This window comes from Kocuria palustris (assembly GCF_016907795.1).
Lineage (GTDB): Bacteria > Actinomycetota > Actinomycetes > Actinomycetales > Micrococcaceae > Kocuria > Kocuria palustris.
Genome location: NZ_JAFBCR010000001.1, coordinates 317,825 through 335,672, shown reverse-complemented (window position 1 = coordinate 335,672; position 17,848 = coordinate 317,825). Strand labels below are relative to the sequence as shown.

At 70.5% G+C, this 17,848-nt stretch carries 15 protein-coding genes; 8 read left to right on the top strand and 7 right to left on the bottom strand.

The window, feature by feature from the left end; all coding sequences use genetic code 11:
• Nucleotides 1–3: 3 nt before the first annotated feature.
• The 6 genes from JOE55_RS01460 to JOE55_RS01435 all read right to left on the bottom strand — a co-directional run bounded on the left by JOE55_RS01460 (nucleotide 4) and on the right by JOE55_RS01435 (nucleotide 7,686).
• Entirely contained in the window at nucleotides 4–903 is a 900-nt protein-coding gene (locus JOE55_RS01460; protein ID WP_204781789.1) for a dioxygenase family protein, read from the bottom strand.
• The gene (locus JOE55_RS01455) at nucleotides 900–2,003 is read right to left on the bottom strand and encodes a maleylacetate reductase (RefSeq protein ID WP_204781788.1); all 1,104 of its coding nucleotides are present in this window, start codon (nucleotides 2,001–2,003) and stop codon (nucleotides 900–902) included. Before JOE55_RS01455 ends, JOE55_RS01460 begins: the two co-directional genes overlap by 4 nt.
• Nucleotides 2,000–3,814 (bottom strand): FAD-dependent oxidoreductase, encoded by a 1,815-nt coding sequence (locus tag JOE55_RS01450; RefSeq protein WP_204781787.1) that lies wholly within the window; start codon nucleotides 3,812–3,814, stop codon nucleotides 2,000–2,002. The genes JOE55_RS01455 and JOE55_RS01450 overlap by 4 nt, the downstream gene beginning before the upstream one ends.
• A gap of 78 nt (nucleotides 3,815–3,892) precedes the next feature.
• The gene (locus tag JOE55_RS01445; RefSeq protein WP_204781786.1) at nucleotides 3,893–4,195 is read right to left on the bottom strand and encodes a hypothetical protein; all 303 of its coding nucleotides are present in this window, start codon (nucleotides 4,193–4,195) and stop codon (nucleotides 3,893–3,895) included.
• Between the two features lie 332 nt (nucleotides 4,196–4,527).
• Nucleotides 4,528–6,393, bottom strand: coding sequence for a gamma-glutamyltransferase (ggt, locus tag JOE55_RS01440; RefSeq protein WP_204781785.1), 1,866 nt, complete (start codon nucleotides 6,391–6,393; stop codon nucleotides 4,528–4,530).
• An 81-nt stretch (nucleotides 6,394–6,474) separates the two neighbouring features.
• A complete protein-coding gene (locus JOE55_RS01435) occupies nucleotides 6,475–7,686 on the bottom strand; it encodes an MFS transporter (RefSeq protein ID WP_204781784.1) in 1,212 nt (403 codons plus the stop codon).
• Between the two features lie 231 nt (nucleotides 7,687–7,917).
• Between JOE55_RS01435 and arc the strand changes: the two genes are divergently transcribed.
• From arc to JOE55_RS01410, 5 genes are all read left to right on the top strand, one after another.
• A complete protein-coding gene (gene arc, locus JOE55_RS01430; protein WP_204781783.1) occupies nucleotides 7,918–9,639 on the top strand; it encodes a proteasome ATPase in 1,722 nt (573 codons plus the stop codon).
• Nucleotides 9,636–11,273, top strand: coding sequence for a depupylase/deamidase Dop (gene dop, locus JOE55_RS01425; protein WP_204781782.1), 1,638 nt, complete (start codon nucleotides 9,636–9,638; stop codon nucleotides 11,271–11,273). The genes arc and dop overlap by 4 nt, the downstream gene beginning before the upstream one ends.
• A 103-nt stretch (nucleotides 11,274–11,376) precedes the next feature.
• A complete protein-coding gene (locus JOE55_RS01420; protein WP_006215727.1) occupies nucleotides 11,377–11,586 on the top strand; it encodes a ubiquitin-like protein Pup in 210 nt (69 codons plus the stop codon).
• A 4-nt stretch (nucleotides 11,587–11,590) separates the two neighbouring features.
• Nucleotides 11,591–13,069, top strand: coding sequence for a Pup--protein ligase (gene pafA, locus JOE55_RS01415; RefSeq protein ID WP_204781781.1), 1,479 nt, complete (start codon nucleotides 11,591–11,593; stop codon nucleotides 13,067–13,069).
• 110 nt (nucleotides 13,070–13,179) lie between these two features.
• Nucleotides 13,180–14,517 (top strand): M20/M25/M40 family metallo-hydrolase, encoded by a 1,338-nt coding sequence (locus JOE55_RS01410; RefSeq protein WP_204781780.1) that lies wholly within the window; start codon nucleotides 13,180–13,182, stop codon nucleotides 14,515–14,517.
• A gap of 155 nt (nucleotides 14,518–14,672) precedes the next feature.
• Here the strand turns inward: JOE55_RS01410 and JOE55_RS01405 are convergent, their stop codons facing one another.
• Nucleotides 14,673–14,864 carry a DUF5703 family protein gene (locus tag JOE55_RS01405; protein ID WP_420870998.1) on the bottom strand — a complete coding sequence of 64 codons (192 nt, stop codon included), beginning with the start codon at nucleotides 14,862–14,864 and terminating at the stop codon, nucleotides 14,673–14,675.
• 93 nt (nucleotides 14,865–14,957) lie between these two features.
• Between JOE55_RS01405 and JOE55_RS01400 the strand changes: the two genes are divergently transcribed.
• The 3 genes from JOE55_RS01400 to mshC all read left to right on the top strand — a co-directional run bounded on the left by JOE55_RS01400 (nucleotide 14,958) and on the right by mshC (nucleotide 17,807).
• Complete coding sequence (locus JOE55_RS01400; RefSeq protein ID WP_053447417.1) at nucleotides 14,958–15,263, top strand: hypothetical protein; 306 nt, start codon at nucleotides 14,958–14,960, stop codon at nucleotides 15,261–15,263.
• Nucleotides 15,264–15,417: 154 nt separating this feature from the next.
• Nucleotides 15,418–16,272, top strand: coding sequence for an undecaprenyl-diphosphate phosphatase (locus tag JOE55_RS01395; protein WP_024290403.1), 855 nt, complete (start codon nucleotides 15,418–15,420; stop codon nucleotides 16,270–16,272).
• 215 nt (nucleotides 16,273–16,487) lie between these two features.
• Nucleotides 16,488–17,807, top strand: coding sequence for a cysteine--1-D-myo-inosityl 2-amino-2-deoxy-alpha-D-glucopyranoside ligase (mshC, locus tag JOE55_RS01390; protein ID WP_204781778.1), 1,320 nt, complete (start codon nucleotides 16,488–16,490; stop codon nucleotides 17,805–17,807).
• The last annotated feature ends 41 nt before the right edge of the window (nucleotides 17,808–17,848 follow it).

Below are 17,848 nucleotides of genomic sequence, written 5' to 3'. Positions count from 1 at the left end.
TTCTCAGGCATTCTCCGGGGCGAGCACGATGTCGAACCGCGCCCTGGCCCAGGTCTGATCGCCCAGGTCACGGCCGTCCGGACCAGGCGTGCCCGCCGGCTGCTCCACGAAGTCCTTGATCAGCGAGTCCTTCACGCCGAAGACCGAGTCGCCGATCTCCAGCTGAGGGTCCCCGGTCACGAAGATGTGCGTGACCAGCGTGCGCAGCTGCGGTGCGGTGACCATGAAGTGCAGATGCGCCGCCCGCACGGGGGAGCGGCCGACCCTCTCCAGCAGCTGTCCGACCGGACCGTCGTGCGGGATGGGGTACGGGGTGGGCGTCAGGGCCCAGAACGAGTAGCGGCCCTCGTCGTCGGCCTGCAGGTGAGCGCGCCCGGCCACGCGGCCGTCGGTGTACTGGACGTCGTAGAACCCGTCGTCGTCGGCCTCCCAGACCTCGATCCGGGCCCCGGGGACGGGCTGGCCCGACGTGTCTGTGACCGTTCCCTCGACCCAGCAGGGCTGACCCGAGGCACCGCCGGCGATATCGCCGCCGATCGGGATCTCCGGGGCGTCCTCCACGAAGAACGGTCCGAAGACCGTGGCCTCGGTGGCGTTCTCGTAGGCCTCGTTGTTGACCGCGATGGTCTGCATGGAAGCCCCCAGGACATCGGAGAGCAGCACGAACTCCTGGCGTCGGTCATCGGTGATGTGCCCGACGGCGGTGAGGAACTCGATCGTCGCGTTCCACTCGTCCTCGGTGAGGCGCACGTCGCGGATGAACGCGTGCAGGTGCCGGGTCAGCGACTCCATCACGGTCTTCAGGCGCGGATCCTGCGTCTGGGCGAAGGAGGCCAGGACGCGCTCGATCAGGTCCTCCTCGACCGCGGTCTGCTCGGGGCTGATCTCGGGCTGGGTGCTCATGACGGGTCTCCTTCGGTTGCGCCGGTCGCGGAGACCAGCGTGTGCGGGTCGTCGCCGTTCAGGGCGGCGGTGAGCAGCTCGCTCAGGTTCTCCTGCGTGACCGGGCGGGGATTGTCGGCGGGGATGGCTGCCAGGGCGATCTCGACGGCCTCGGGGATCCCCTCGGCTGTGAAGCCCAGATCCGAGAGCCGCTGCGGGGCATCGAGCACCCGTCGCAGCTGCTGCAGGCCCTCGAGCGCGGTGGAGCTGCCGAAGGCCGCCGCGATCCTGTCGGCTGCCTCCGGGGCATGGGACATGTTGACGGCCAGCACGTACGGCAGCACCGTCGCGTGCGTGGGGGCGTGCGGCAGATCGAAGGTCCCGCCCAGGACGTGGCAGATCTTGTGGTGCATGGCCGAGCCGGCCGAGGCGAAGGACACCGCCGCCAGGTAGGCGCCGTAGAGGGTCCGATCGCGTCCGTCGACGTCCTCGCCGTCGGCGGCCACGGCCGGAAGCCCCTGGCTCAGGGCCCGGATCGCCTCCCCTGCCAGCGCGGCGTTGATCGGATCGGCCCGCGGTGCCCACAGGGAGTCGATGCAGTGCGCCAGGGCATTGAGCCCGGAGGCCACGGACAGCTCGGTCGGCATGGACATGGTCAGCTGCGCGTCGTAGATGACCGCCTGCGGCAGCACTCGCTGATCGACGCCGGTGGTCTTGCGGGCGCTCTCCGTCAGCCCCCAGACGTCGGTGGCCTCCGAGCCGGCGTACGTGGTGGGCACCGCGATGATCGGCACGCCGCTGGTCAGCGCGATGGCCTTGGCCAGCCCGGTGGTGGACCCGCCGCCCACGCTGGCCAGCAGGTCGATCCCGTGCTCGGCGGCTGCGGCGCGCCCGCGCTCGGCCACCTCGACGGGCACGTGCATCACGACCTCGTCGTGCCACAGGGCCACGTCGATCCGCGCGGCGATCCCGCGGGCCATCTTGAGCTCGCGCTCACCGGTGATGACCATGACCCGCTGCGCGTCCAGGCGCCGGACCTCGGTCTCCAGGTGCTCGGCCCCGCGACCGGCGCCGAAGAGCACGCGCTGGGGAAGTGTGGTGTGGGTGAACTCCAGGCTCATGCGCCGGCTCCTTCGGTCGTCACGGACAGGATCGAGGCCAGGGCATCACGCAGGGCCGCGGCAGGATCCTCGGGGAGGTTCTGGCTGCGCCAGCCGATGTGCTTGTCGGGCCGGACCAGGACGGCGCCGTCCTCGTCGACGCCGCGCAGGCGCTCCCAGTCGCAGTACAGGTCGGTGACCTCCTGGCCCGGTCCGATGACCACGGTCTCGAGGTCGATCCCCAGCGACGATGCCGCCTCCTGCGCGGCCTCCGCCCACCCCGGGCCGGTCACGCCCGTGAACAGGGTGAAGCGCCGGTAGGGAGCGAGGTCGTGGGTCGAGACCTTGGTCATGGCATCGCCCACCCATGCGTGCGGCAGGCGCACGCCGGGGCGGGTCGAGGGCTCGTAGTACAAGTCGGGATCGCGCGTGGGCTCGGGGGCCGGGGTCCCGTCGCCGAGGACGGCGGAGGACTCGTAGGCCTGACCGAGCTCCACGCCGTGGGCGTTGAACTCGTAGTCCTTCAGCTCCAGGGCCCTGCGCACGGCCTCGCGGGTCGCCCTGCCCTCAGGGGTGGCGTCCTTCCGGGACTCGATCCGAGCGCGCATCTGCTCCTCCGACAGACCCGGCTCGGTGATCCCGAGCGCCTCGAACAGCTGCGCGGACTCGCGTCCGGACTGATTGGCGCGCGTGACGATCTGACGCGCCACGGGGGCGCGCTCGTCGTCGTAGGTCTCGAGCAGGTCCGGGCCGGCCTGCTCGCGCAGCACGGCGGCCAGCTTCCAGGCCAGGTTGTAGGCATCTCCCACCGACGTGTTCGAGCCCAGGCCGTTGTTCGGCGGGTGCTTGTGCACGGCGTCCCCGCCGCAGAAGACCCTGCCCCTGTGCAGCTCGGTGGCGAACTGCTCGTTGTTGCCCCACAGCGAGATCCCGGTGATCTCGACCTCGAGGTCAGGGATGCCCACCAGGGTGCGCACGATCTGGCGGGCGTCGTCCTCGGAGACCTCCGGCGTGCCCTGGGCGATGTCGAAGCCCCACACGATCAGCCACTCGTTCCAGGGCCGGACCATGCGCACCAGGCCGGCGCCGATGCCGCCGACGTTCGCCCCGGGGGAGAGCACCCAGTACAGCGCCGAGGGACGGTGTCCGACCAGTCGCGAGAGATCCGCGGTGAAGGTGATGTTCATGGACCCGGCGATGTCCATCTGCCCCTCGAGCGGCAGGCCGATGTCGGCGGCGACCTGCGAGCGCGCCCCGTCGGCGCCGATCAGGTACTTGGCGCGAATGGTGTGCTCCGTGCCCGTCACGCGGTTGAGCACCTTGGTCGTCACGCCGTCGTCGTCCTGGACGTGGGAGACGTACTGCACGGAGAACTGCATCTGCGTGCCGCGGCGCGTGGCATGGCTGACCATGATCGGCTCGAGCAGGGTCTGCGGGATATCGCAGTTCAGCTCGGGGGAGGCCAGCTCGTAGTCGGCGTGCCGGGAGGGATGCGTGCCCCAGGAGGGGACGCGCCCGATCTCGTCGCCGGCGATCGAGGTGCAGAACACGGTGTCGCCGATCATCTCGTGCGGCACGGCCTGCGCCTTGACCTCGGAGACGATCCCGACGTCGCGGAAGATCTCCATGGTGCGCTGGTTGGTGATGTGCGCTCGCGGCGTGTTCGCCGTCCAGCGGTACTTGGTGACCATGATGTTGCGGACCCCGAGCTCCGAGAGGAACAGGGCCATGGAGGCCCCGAACGGCCCGGAGCCGATGATCAGCACATCGGTCTCGATGTCCTTGCTCACGGGCGTCTGGGTCACGGCGACCCCGTCGTTGAAGATGACCATCTCAGCTCCTCGCTGCTGGCGGTGCACCGGCTCAGCCGCCGGTGCCTCATGTGGAGCCAGCCTGCGATGTGAGCGGCGTCACGGGAATCTTAGTTGGCAGAGATGGCGGAAATCCGCAAGAACGACGACGTCCTCCTCAGCTCTGGAGCAGGTCCCGACGCAGGCGCAGCGGCGTGGTCCCGAAGCGCCCCCGCACGGCACGCTGGTGCCCGCCGCGCCCAGCACGCGGGAGAGCTGCCGGGTCGAGATCCCGGCGGCCTCGGCGATCCGCGCGGCATCCAGCGCGGGGTCGGCGCATCGGTCCTCGATGGCCCGCGTGATGATCGCCAGGTGGTCCGCAGCCGGGGCCTCGACCGCCAGCAGCGCACTCAGATGCTGCATCAGCCCGTCCTCGAGCGCTTCCGGATCCGTGGGAATGCCATGCATCGCAGCGCCCATCCGCTCGGCCACGGCGCGGGTCGCCGACGACTTGCCCGCAGCATCGCCGGGCGTGCGCGCGAAGCCGAGCACCCGCGGCTGCGCGAGAGGCCCGAGTGCCCCCAGCTCGGGAGCGACTCGGCCTGGTGCCGCTCCCAGCTGCTCAGCGGATCTTCACCGGCGGCCGAGGCCGTGGAGAACCGCAGGATGCCCGGGGCGCGCGGCGCGCTGATCACGGACGGCCCCTCCGAGCACCGTGATGAGAGGTGCGCGATCGCTGCCGGGGGATCATCTGCTCACCACGCGCGAGCCGCCCCTCCGCCTCCGCGCACCGTCTCGGCGGCCGCTACCAGCCAGATCGCCTCCCGGCTGATCCCGGAGGCGTTGCCGATCCAGTCCTTCTCCTCGCGCGGGGCCAGGTGGTGCCCCAGTCCGGTGAGTCCGCGCCCGGCGGGGGATCCGGCCAGACCCAGGTCGGTGTCCTCGCCGTCCTCGTCATTGCGCGAGCTCAGTCGCGGGGCGGCGATCGCGTCTACGAGCGGTAGCCCCCGCTCGAAGTGACCCGCGATGATCTGGGCCACCGAGGTGATGATCGTGGCCCCGCCGGGGGTGCCGACCACCAGGCGCAGCCCCGTGGCGTCGGTGATGATCGTGGGTGCCATGGACGAGCGGGGCCGCTTGCCGGGCCCCGGGAGGTTCGGATCCGGAACCCCCGGAGTCACCGGCACGAAGTTGAAGTCCGTCAGCTCGTTGTTCAACAGGAACCCGTGGCCGGGCACCGTGATGCCGGAGCCGCCCGTCTGCTCGATCGTCAGCGTGTAGGACACCGCGTTGCCCCACTGATCCACGACGTTGAGATGCGTGGTCGACTGCCCCTCGTACGGCTCCGGCTGCGCTGCGCCGGCCGGCGGGGCCGTCGTGTAGTCGCCGTCGGGCCAGCCGAACGGGATCGGACGGGGCCGGGCCGACGACGGCCGCATGATCTCGGCGCGCTCGGCAGCGAAGCCGTCGCCGAGCAGCTCGGCGTACGGCACGTCCGCGACATCGCCCACCCAGCGGTTGCGATCTGCGAAGGCCGTGGCGCAGGCCTCCGAGAAGCGGTGCAGGTAGTCGGTCTCGCCGAGCTGGGCCAGGCCGACCCCGGTGCGCAGCTCGTAGTGCTCGAGCAGGTTCAGGATCTCGCCCACGGCCACGCCTCCCGAGCTCGGCGCCGGCATCCCGAAAACGGTCATCCCGCGGTACGCGCTGACCGTGGGCGCTCGCAGGACGGGGGAGTAGCAGGCCAGATCCGCCGCCGTCATGGGGCTGCCCTGAACCTCCTGACCGGACACGGCCGAGGGTGCGTTCGCCTCCGCGAGGATCGCGGCCCCGATGTCGCCGCGGTAGAAGACGTCGATGCCCTCGGTGCGCAGCCGCCGGTAGACCTCGGCCAGATCGGGATTGGCGAACGTGCTCCCGACCTCGGGGGCGCTGCCGTCGCGCAGGAAGACGCGGGCGGTCTCCGGGAACCGGGAGAAGCGCTCGGCGTTCTCGTCGGTCTGGGAGTGGAAGTGCTGGTCCACCACGAAGCCGCGCCGGGCCAGCTGCTCGGCCGGCTCCAGCAGCGCACCCAGCGGAAGCGTCCCGAAGCGCTCGGCGGCAAGGGCCCACATGGCCGGGGTGCCTGGCACCCCGATGGACAGACCGGAGTTCACGACGGCGTCGAAGTCCAGCTCGGCGCCCGAGGCGTCGGTGAACTGGGTCTCGGTATAGCTCATGGGGGCCGTCTCGCGGCCGTCGATCGTGTGCACCAGGCCGGTGGCGGCATCGCGGTAGAGCAGGAAGCCGCCGCCGCCGATCCCGCACGAGTACGGCTCGGTGACCCCGAGCGCGGCTGCCATGGCCACGGCGGCATCCATCGCGCTGCCGCCGCCCTGCAGGATGCTCAGGCCGATGTCGCTGGCGTACGGGTCCACGCAGGACACGGCAGCGGTGGTGCCGACCGCCTCGTTGAGCTTCAGCGGCTCGGGCGCGGAGCCCAGCCCGGGATCCGACGGGACTGGTGCCTCAGGCCCTGGAGCTGCCGCCATCGCCTGACTCGCACCCAGGGCACCGGCCCCCAGTGCCGCCCCGGCTGCGAGGGCCGATCGTCGGGTGATCCGTCCGGTGCTGTGCTGCGTCATCTCCGCCTCCGCTGAGCACTCGTTCCTCGGGTGTGATGCAGAACACCCTACGCTCCGACGGCGAGCAGGGCGGAGGACGGCTCAGCGCGAGCGCTCCTGCCGCGCCAGCACCAGGGCGCAGGCCAGGCCCAGGACGATCCACACGCCCATCATCCCCAGGACCCCGAACCAGCCGCCGGCGCTCCAGATGTGGGTGGACAGCGTCCCGGAGACCGAGCTGCCGGCGTAGTAGAAGATCAGGTACAGGCTCGAGGCGCGCGCGGTGTCCAGACCTGCGCGGTGCGCGCCGTCCACCGCCCATCCGCTGGCCACGGAGTGGGCGGAGAAGAACGCGAAGGTCAGCAGGCCCAGTCCCAGCAGGATGGGCAGCACGGCATCCGGGGTCGTGAGCGCGGTGCCTGCGGCCATGGCCGCGATGCCGAGCATGACCGCCACAGGCCGCCCCGTGCGCTCGGCCAGACGCCGGGAGAAGGCGGGTGCCAGCAGACCGGCCGGGTAGGCCAGGTAGAGCACTGCCGCCTGCTCGGGGCTCATGGCGAAAGGCTCGGCCTCCAGCCGCAGCGACACCGCGTTGTAGACCCCCACGAACACGGCCATGGAGGAGAAGCCGAGGCCGCACACCAGGGCGATCCGTCCGCTGCGCAGCAGGCTGAACGTCCCCGTGGCGATATCGACCACCGAGAAGGGGAACCGCGTGGGTCGATCACCCGGCAGCAGGACCACCACGGCCACTCCGACGAGCACCGAGAACACCCCGAGCACCAGGCTCACCAGCTGCCAGCCGCCGAGCCCGGACAGCGGTCCCGGCAGCAGCCGGCCGGCCGCTCCGCCGAGGCCCGTGCCCATGATGTAGATGGCGTTGGCCTTGGCGTGGGCGGAGGCGGCCACCTTCTCGCGCAGATACGCCAGCGCGATCGCAGGCAGCCCGGCCAGGGCGATGCCCGCGGCGGCGCGCAGGATCAGGAAGACCTCCCAGCTCGGGGCCACCGCGCACAGGGCGCTGAGCGCCCCGGAGAGGATCAGCGACCCGGCCATCACCCAGATGCGCCCCAGATGATCGGCCAGCGGCCCCGCCATGAGCAGTCCCAGGATCATCGCCAGGGTCGTGGCGGACAGCGCGGCCCCCGTGGCGCCCTCCTCGACGCCGAACACGCGCGCGAACTCGGGAAGCAGCGGCTGCACGAAGTAGATCAGCGCGAAGTTCGCCAGACCGCCCAGCGCGAGCACTGCGAGCACTCGGCGATAGCCCGACGACCCCGCCGCGAACCCCTCCTCAGGTCGGCTCACCGACATGCGAGCTCCCCTCCCTGCCTCGTGTCCTCCTCCGGCAGAGGCCGGAGATCGATACGCCTGATCGAATCAGTGCTGGCGACTGTGTCAATTGCTGGTCTCAGTGTGACGCAGGGCATGGACAGGCATAAGGTGAACCTTAGACACATGCTCGGCAGTGCGGCCGCGAGCCGGCCGCCCCAGCACCCACAGCACCGTACGCCCCTCACGGCGAGATCAGGATGACCTTCGACGATGACCGAATCGACCTCCGGAGCAGACCCCCACGGCACGGCGCAGGACCATGCGCTGGCCACCGCCCGTCGGCAGGTCGCTCTGGTCCGGGACGAGAAGCGCAATCTGGACCGGCAGCTGGCCACGGCCGGCGATCAGAACCAGAAGCTGCGCACCGCCCTGGAGTCCGCCCGCGGCCAGATCGAGCAGCTCAAGAAGTTCCTGGCCAACGAGGTCGAGGTCCCGCTGACGATCGCCACTCTGGTGCGCGTGGTCCCGCCGTCCACCACGGTGGGCTCGGCGACCCTGACCGCTGACGTCCACATCTCCGGGCGGCTCGTGCGCTGCCCCGTCTCGCCGCTGATCGCCACGGCGGGACAGCTGGAGCCCGGTCGCCAGGTGCTCATGAACGAGAACTCGACCGTGGTCGCCGTGCTGGGCTACGAGCAGTCGGGCGAGCTGGCACCGGTCCAGGAGGTCCTTGACGCCACCCGGCTGGTCGTGGGCGGACGCTCCGGCGACGACCGCGTCCTGCGCATGTCCGGCGCCCTGCGCAAGGCCAAGCCGCGCCCGGGCCAGATGGTCTCGATCGACTCCCGCAACGGGATGGCCTTGGAGCTCGTCGAGCGCCAGGAGATGGAGCAGCTGGTCCTGGAGGAGGTCCCGAACATCCGCTACACGGACATCGGCGGCCTGGGCCCGCAGATCGAGGCGATCCAGGACGCGGTGGAGCTGCCCTTCCTGCACCCCGAGCTCTACCGCCAGCATCAGCTGACCCCGCCCAAGGGCATCCTGCTCTACGGGCCTCCCGGCAACGGCAAGACCATGATCGCCAAGGCCGTGGCCCGCTCCCTGGCCGAGCGCGCCGCCGAGCAGTCGGGGCGCAAGGAGGCCAAGGGGTACTTCCTGAACATCAAGGGCCCGGAGCTGCTGGACAAGTACGTGGGCGAGACCGAGCGCCAGATCCGCCAGATCTTCTCCCGCGCCCGCGAGCAGGCCGCTTCCGGCGTGCCCGTCGTGGTGTTCTTCGACGAGATGGAGTCGCTGTTCCGCACGCGCGGCTCGGGGGTCTCCTCGGACGTGGAGACCACGATCGTCCCGCAGCTGCTCACGGAGATGGACGGCGTCGAGAAGCTCGACAACGTGATCATCGTGGGCGCCACCAACCGCGAGGACATGATCGACCCGGCCGTGCTGCGCCCCGGCCGACTCGACGCCAAGATCCGCATCGACCGCCCCACCGCCGAAGGCGCCCGGGAGATCTTCGGGCTCTACCTCACGGAGACGCTGCCGCTGCGCCAGGAGGAGGTCATCGCCGCAGGCTCCCGCGAGGCGGCCCTGGAGCAGCTCATCGAGGTGGGCGTGTCGTCCATGTACGCCCAGGACGACTCCACGCGCTTCCTGGAGATCACCTACCGGGACGGCTCGCGCGAGACCCTGTGGTTCTCGGACTTCACCTCGGGCGCGGTCATCCGCAACGTGGTGGACCGCGCCAAGAAGATGGCGATCAAGGACCTGCTCACCGATCAGGTGCGCGGCCTGTCCCAGGAGCACCTGCGTCGAGCGGTGGCCGAGGAGTTCCTGGAGCAGCAGGACCTGCCGGATACCTCCGATCCGGAGGAGTGGGCCCGGATCTCCGGGCGCCGCAAGGACACCATCGCGGACCTGCGCTTCGTGCTGCACCGCGGCTCGCGCGCTGCAGCCGCTTCCGCACCGACCGCCCGGGCAGGAGAGCAGTCATGACCGTGCGCCGCATCATGGGGGCCGAGACCGAGTTCGGGATCCTGGCACCGGGCAACCCCAAGGCCAACTCGACCCTGCTCTCCACGCGGGCAGTGACGGCATACGCAGCCCTGGTGGCCCGCGAGCTCGGCTCGCGCGCGGACCGGACCGTGGACTTCGACTACAGCTCGGAGACGCCGCTGCGCGATGCCCGCGGCTTCGAGATGTCCCGGGCAGAGGCTCACCCCACCCAGCTCACGGACGTGGCCCCGGTGCTGACCTCGGAGGAGATCGCGGCCGAGGCGCTGACCGAGTCCGGGCTGTGGTCCGAGCAGACGCCGCAGGTCGTGATGAACACGGTCCTGCCCAACGGCGCCCGGCTCTACGTGGACCACTCGCATCCCGAGTACTCCTCGCCCGAGGTCCTCACCCCGCGCGATGCAGCCCTCTACGATCTCGCCGGAGACCGTGTGGCGGCCGAGATCGTGGCCACGCTGCAGGCCACCGCCGAGGTCGGCGACCAGGAGCAGGTGCTGCTGCACAAGAACAACACCGACGGCAAGTCGTCGTCGTACGGAACGCACGAGAACTACACCGTGCCCCGCGACATCGACGACGACGCCCTGACCGCCGCCCTGCTGCCCTTCTTCGCCTCCCGCCAGGTCATGTGCGGCGCCGGGCGCGTGGGGCTGGGCCCCGGCAGCGAGCGGGCGGGCTTCCAGATCAGCCAGCGCGCGGACTTCTTCGAGCGGATGGTGGGCCTGGAGACCACGGTGCGCCGGCCCATCGTCAACACCCGCGACGAGCCGCACGCGGATCAGAAGCGCTACCGTCGTCTGCACGTCATCATCGGCGACGCCAACCTGTCCCACTGGGCGCAGGTGCTCAAGTTCGGCACCACCTCGCTCGTGCTGCGCCTGGTGGAGCAGGGCCTGCAGCCCAGGATCGAGCTCACCGAGCCCGTGCTCGCGCTGCACCGGATCAGCCACGATCCGTCGCTGCAGGCCGCGGTGGGCCGTCGTGACGGCGAGCCACTGACCGGGATCCAGATCCAGCGGATGTACCTCGAGGCAGCCGAGGCCATGGAGAGCGCCGACGGAGCGAGCCCCGATCCGGAGACCGCCGAGATCCTGCAGATGTGGCGCGAGACCCTCGATACGCTGGAGACCGACCCCATGGCCATGGCGGACCGCCTGGACTGGCTGGCCAAGCTCAAGCTGCTGCTGGGCTACCGCGAGCGCGGCGGCCTGCGCTGGGACGACGCCAAGCTGGCCATGATCGACCTGCAGTACCACGACGTCCGCCCGGACAAAAGCCTGTACGGCAAGCTCGAGGCGGCCGGGCGGATGCGGCGCCTCTTCGACGAGCAGGAGATCCGCCAGGCCATGTGGACCCCGCCGGCCGACACTCGCGCGGACTTCCGCGGCCGCCTCGTGGCGCGCTTCCCCGACGACGTCATCGCCGCCGGCTGGGAGACCATCGCCGTGGAGCTCCCCGGACTGCGCCGCGGTGCGCGGATCACCATGCCCGAGCCGACCGAGCTGACCCGGGAGCAGACGCAGGACTGGTGGGCCGCAGCCGACATCGAGGAGTTCATCGAGCGGGTGCAGCGGGATCGACCCGATCTGGTGGAGGTCTCCGCCCGCATCGGCTGACACAGCCTCCGTGGTCCTTGGCCTCAGCCGGGGCGCATGGCACCGCACACGCAGCGACCGCCCGACGGCCGCGCACAGCAGCGAACATCGAAGGAGAACGAACATGGCAGAGCGCATCCAGCACAACGAGCCGCAGCGTCGCGACGAGGACGTCGAGCCCACGGGCCCGGCCCCCAGCGGCGGCGGGGCGCCCTCGGAGGCCGCCCAGGCCCGCAGCAGCCAGGCCGATGACTTCCTGGCGGACATCGACTCGATCCTCGAGGCCAATGCCGAGGAGTTCGTGAAGGGCTTCGTCCAGAAGGGCGGTCAGTGATCCGATGGATCAGCGGATCATCGGCGTCGAGACCGAGTTCGGGATCATCCACACGCCGCGCGGCGACGCCCCCTCCGGGGAGCCTGCGCGCACGCTGAGCCCGGATGATGCGGCCCGACTGCTCTTCCACCCGATCGTGGAGTGGGGCAGGTCCTCGAACCTGTTCCTGCCCAACGGCGCCCGGCTCTACCTGGATGTCGGCGCGCACCCCGAGTATGCCAGCGCCGAGTGCGCGAACCTCCAGGACATCGTGGCGCAGGACCGCGCCGGCGAGCTGATCGTCGACCGGATGCGCCAGGCGCTGGAGGCCAAGCTGGCCGCCGACGGCACCGGGGGATCGGTCTACCTGTTCAAGACCAACGTGGACAGCTCCGGCAACTCGTTCGGCTCCCACGAGAACTACATGATTGGGCGCGACACCCGCTTCGCCCGCCTCGTGGCCAGCCTGATCCCGTTCCTGGTCACCCGGCAGCTCTACTCGGGCACCGGGCGCATCCACCCGAACGGGCCCGTCGGCTTCGGCGAGGGCCAGACGTTCGGCGGCGGGCAGGGCGAGGCCTCGTACTCGTTCTCGCAGCGCGCCGATCACATCTGGGAGGACGCGTCGTCCTCGACCACGCGCGCCCGGCCGCTGATCAACACCCGCGACGAGCCGCACGGGGACTCCGAGCGCTTCCGCCGCCTGCACGTGATCGTGGGGGACTCGACCATGTCGACGACCACTACGGCGCTGCGCCTGGGCGTGACGGATCTGATGCTGCGGGTGATCGAGTCCGGTCAGCCGCTGCAGGACCGCACGCTGAACTCGCCGGCCATGGCGCTGCGTCAGATCTCGCATGATCTGACCGGCACCTTCCAGGTGGCCATGCGCGAGGGCGGCACCCGCTCGGCGCTGGACCTGCAGCGCGAGTACTGGGAGGTGGTCTCCCGCTTCGTGCAGGCCAACGGCGCGCACCACGACCGAGTGGACTGGCTGCTGGAACTGTGGGCGCGGTCCCTGGAGGCCGTCGAGAGCGGGGACCATTCGCTCATCGACACCGAGATCGACTGGGCCATCAAGAAGAAGCTCATCGACTCGTGGGCCGAGCGAGCCGGTGCGGACTACAGCCACCCGCGCGCCGCCCAGCTGGATCTGACCTACCACGACATCGCCCCGGGCCGCGGCCTGTTCCGCATGCTGGAGGAACGGGGCATGGCAGCCAGGCTGCCGGGCACCGACGGATCCGAGGCCGAGGCGGCGGTCGACCAGCCCCCGGCCACGCGCGCGGCCCTGCGCGGTGCGCTCGTGCAGGCGGGCATGGAGGCCGGCGTCCACTTCACGGCCGACTGGGTCAACATGAAGGTCAACGGGCCGGCCCAGCGCGTGGTGACCCTGCGGGACCCGTTCGCCACGCACGACGAGGCCGCCGAGCAGCTGCTCGAGCGGCTGCGCGCAGAGCGCACCACCGCGGTCACGTCCTCGCCGCTGCCGCCGGCCGTCTGAGCCGAGCGGCCGATCCTGGGCCACCGCCGCCCGGGCTGGACACCTGCTCCGGCCCGGGCGGACGATGACCTCAGGTCCCTCACGTCCCTCGAACCCCTCAGGAGCTCTCCGTGAACACCCCGAACCCCTCGACCACCCCCGCCGGCTCAGCGGGCACGGCCCATGACGAGGCCGCCGAGATCTGCCGGAACCTGATCCGGATCGACACCTCCAACTACGGGCGCGGCGAGTCCAAGGGGGAGCGCCGTGCCGCGGAGTACGTGGCCGGGCTGCTCGACGAGGTCGGGCTGGCGGCCACCATGGTGGAATCCGCCCCGGGACGCACGAGCGTCTTCGCGCGCATGGAGGGCACGGACCCGTCGGCCGATGCCCTGCTGGTGCACGGACACCTGGACGTGGTTCCTGCAGTGGCCGAGGACTGGAGCGTGGACCCCTTCGCCGCCGAGATCCGCGACGGCATGATCTGGGGCCGCGGCGCCGTGGACATGAAGGACATGGACGCCATGATCCTCTCGGTCGTGCGGCACATGGTGCGCACCGGCCAGAAGCCCAAGCGGGACATCATGCTGGGCTTCTTCGCCGATGAGGAGGCCGGGATGGAGTACGGCTCCAAGTGGGTCGTGCGCAACCACCCGGAGCTCTTCGAGGGCGTGACGGACGCGATCTCGGAGGTCGGCGGCTACTCGGCGACCATCGGCGGCCAGCGCGCCTACCTGCTGCAGACCGCGGAGAAGGGGCTCATGTGGATGCGCCTGTTCGCCGACGGCACCGCCGGGCACGGCTCCCAGGTCAACACCGACAATCCGGTCACGCGGCTGTCCCGGGCCATGGCGAACATCGGCGAGTACCAGTGGCCGATCGAGCTGACCAAGACCACGCGCCAGTTCCTGGACACCGTGACGGAGCTGACCGGCGTGGAGTTCGATCCGCAGAACCCGCAGCGGATGCTCGACGAGCTGGGCTCGGTGGCCCGCTTCGTCGGTGCCACGCTGCAGAACACGGCCAACCCCTCCATGCTCAGCTCCGGCTACAAGGTCAACGTCATCCCCGGCACCGCCGAGGCCGGGCTGGACGTGCGCTTCCTGCCGGAGCAGCGCGAGATCGTGCTGGAGAAGCTGCGCGAGCTGGCGGGGGAGGGCATCCGCTTCGAGTTCGAGGCCGACGACATCGGGCTCGAGGTCCCGTTCTCCGGCAACGTGGTCGATGCCATGGTCGCCTCGCTGAAGCAGCACGACCCGGAGGCCGTGGTCCTGCCGTACATGCTCTCGGCGGGCACGGACAACAAGGCGCTGGATCCGCTGGGGATCACCGGCTACGGCTTCGTGCCGCTGCGCCTGCCCGATGAGCTCGACTTCCCGGCCATGTTCCACGGGGTCGACGAGCGAGTGCCGATCGCTTCGCTCGAGTTCGGCGCCGACGTCCTGCACACGCTGCTCACCGGCTACTGAGCCGCTCCCTCGAGCGGCCGAATCCGGCCCGTCCAGCCATCGAGCGGCCGAGTTGTCACCGGTTCATGGCTGAGACGGTGGCGAATCGGCCACTCGATGGAGATGGGGTGGGAATGGGGCTGATGCCGTGTCGTCGACGCGCTGGCTGACTGCTCTCAGAGGGTGCGCTCGACGCGCATGACCCGGCGGCGCAGCCAGTGCTTGCGGGCCCCGCTGTAGAGGTGGACCACTCGGTGCAGCTCCCACTTGCCGTATTCGGCGTGCTCGACGACTCTCGCGCGGGCGCCGGCGAGGCGCTCTCCGGGCCCGACGGTCAGCACCAGGTACTCGAAGCGCGGGTCGAGCATGGGCTGGCCCACCCCGGGGTCGCGAGGGGAACTCTGGATGACTTGCTCTCTCATCGCTCCCATTCTGCTCCTCGGGGCGGTAACGTCGAGTCCATGAGCAACGATCCGCGCGTCGCACTCCAGTCCCTCGTCTCCGCCCTCGAAGAGCACCTGGCCGCCCTGTCCAATCGCCGCGGGGAGGACGACCCCTCGGTGGATGCCGCCTACGTGGCGATCGCCGATGCCTTCGACGCCTACGAGGAGTCCCTCTACGAGAACTACGACGAGGTCACGCCTCTGACCGTCTTCGCAGACGATGAGGATGATGAGGACGACGACGACTTCGAGGATGACGAGGACGACCTCGAGGACTTCGACGACGACGCGGAGGACGACTCCGACGACGAGCGCGGAGCCTGATCCCGCCGCCGGCTGACGTCCGGCATCCGAAGCCCCCGGTGATCCCGATCACCGGGGGCTTCGTCGTCGTGGGGTGGGTGTCGGCGCATGTGTGCCGGGAATCGCACGGCGTCCCTCGGGGGCAGTCGCAGGGCCGTGCCATAGGGTGAACGGCGTGAATTGGCTTGAATCGATCATCCTCGGCCTGGTCCAGGGCCTGACGGAGTTCCTCCCCGTGTCCTCGTCCGCCCATCTGCGCATCGTGGGGGAGTTCCTCCCGGGCTCCGCGGACCCCGGTGCGGCCTTCACGGCGATCACGCAGCTCGGCACCGAGACCGCCGTGATCCTCTACTTCTGGCGGGACATCGTCCGGATCATCAAGCACTGGGCGCTGTCGCTCGTGGGAAAGATGGATCGCTCCGATCCGGATGCCCGCATGGGATGGCTGATCATCGCTGGCTCGCTGCCCATCGGCATCCTGGGACTGCTGTTCGAGGACCAGATCGACACCACGCTGCGCAGCCTGTGGATCACGGCCACCATGCTGATCGTCTTCGGCGTGATCCTGGGCATCGCCGATCACATCGGCAAGCAGGTCCGCGACCTCGAGGACCTCAACGTCAAGCACGGCGTGCTCTACGGCTTCGCCCAGGCCATGGCCCTGATCCCGGGGGTCTCGCGCTCCGGCGGCACGATCACCGCGGGCCTGCTCATGGGCTACAAGCGCGAGGCCGCCGCCCGCTACGCCTTCCTGCTGGCCATCCCGGCGGTGTTCGCCTCGGGGCTCTACAAGCTGGCCTCGGAGATCGTCGATCCGTCGCCCCAGCCGTACTCGATGGCCCAGACCGCCCTGGCCACGATCGTCGCCTTCGTGATCGGCTACGTGATCATCGGCTGGTTCATGCACTACATCTCGAACCGCTCCTACTCGCTGTTCGTGTGGTACCGGATCATCCTGGGCATCGTGCTGTTCATCCTCCTGGGCACCGGCGTGATCTCCGCGGTGCCGGAGCTGACCGCCGGCGGCTGATCCGCCGCTGCGAGGCCCCGTCCGGACCCCGTCGATCCGACCCCGTGGGCCCCGGCCGTCCGCCGCGGCAGGCGGAGCCGAGTGCGGCGGGGTCCTTGGCACTCGGCCGACGTGGGAGACTGGACGAGACGTGCGCTCGCCCCGCCGAGCGAGCGCACCCCGCGCGGGCAGGTCTCCGCGCCCCATCTTCAGTACGACCGTCCCCAGAGGTGACAATGCAGTCCTGGTCCGCACGCCCCGTCCCCGAGCTTCCCGGTCAGGCAGCCCCGCCCGCGGTCTTCGACTCCCGGACCCGGCAGGTGGAGCAGCTGCCGCAGCAGGAGCGAGCCTCGCTGTACGTCTGCGGCATCACCCCGTACGACGCCACCCACCTGGGCCACGCCAGCACCTACGTGGCCTTCGACCTGCTGCATCGGGCCTGGCTCGATGCCGGGATGCCGGTCGACTACGTCCAGAACGTGACCGACGTGGACGACCCCCTGCTCGAGCGCGCCGATCGCGACGGCGTGGACTGGCGCGATCTGGCCCGTGAGCAGACCGACCTGTTCCGCGAGGACATGACCGCGCTGAATGTCATCCCGCCGCAGCACTACGTGGGCGCCACGGAGACGCTCGAGTGGATCGTCCCGGCCGTCGAGGGGCTTCTGGCCCAGGGCCTGGCCTATCGGGTCCAGGGGGAGGACGGCGAGCCGGACGGCGACGTCTACTTCGACGTCCGCGCTGTCGCCGAGGCCGGCGACAGCACCATCCCGGTGCTGCAGCCGAAGGTGCAGGGCGACGAGGACGGCGCGCCCGGCCCCTGGAGCCTCGGACAGATCTCCGGGCTCACCCGCGACGAGATGCTCGAGGTCTTCGGCGAGCGCGGCGGGGACCCGGAGCGCCCCGGCAAGCGCGACATCTTCGATCCGCTGCTGTGGCGCGTGCACCGCGAGGGCGAGCCGTCCTGGGACGGCGGCGAGCTGGGCGTGGGGCGTCCCGGCTGGCACATCGAGTGCTCGCTGATCTCCCTCAAGCTGCTGCCGGCGCCGTTCACCGTCCAGGGCGGCGGCTCGGACCTGGTCTTCCCGCACCACGAGATGGGAGCCGGTCACAGTTGGGCGCTGTCCGGTCGGCCCATGGCCCGGAACTTCGTGCACACCGGGATGGTCGGCCTGGACGGGCAGAAGATGTCCAAGTCGCTGGGCAACCTGGAGCTCGTCTCGCGGCTGCGCGAGCGCGGCGTCGAGCCTGCCGCTGTCCGCCTGGCGATCCTGGCCCAGCACTACCGCGAGGACTGGGCCTGGAGCCAGGACGTCCTCACCCGCGCCGAGGCGCGTCTCACGCGCTGGCGCATGGCCGCCGACGTCGCCGTGGAGGGCTCCTTCGCCGATGCTCTCGACTCGGTGCGCGACGCCCTGGCGGATGACCTCGATTCGCCCCGGGCGATCGAGGCGATCGACGTCTGGGCCGAGGGCGTGCTGGTCGGCGGACAGCGCGGCTCCGGAGACGACCTCGTACTGCAGGCCATCGAGGCACGGCTGGGCGTCGTCCTCTAGGAGCTGCTGCAGGACATGAGGAAGGGGCCCGTGCGCGAGAT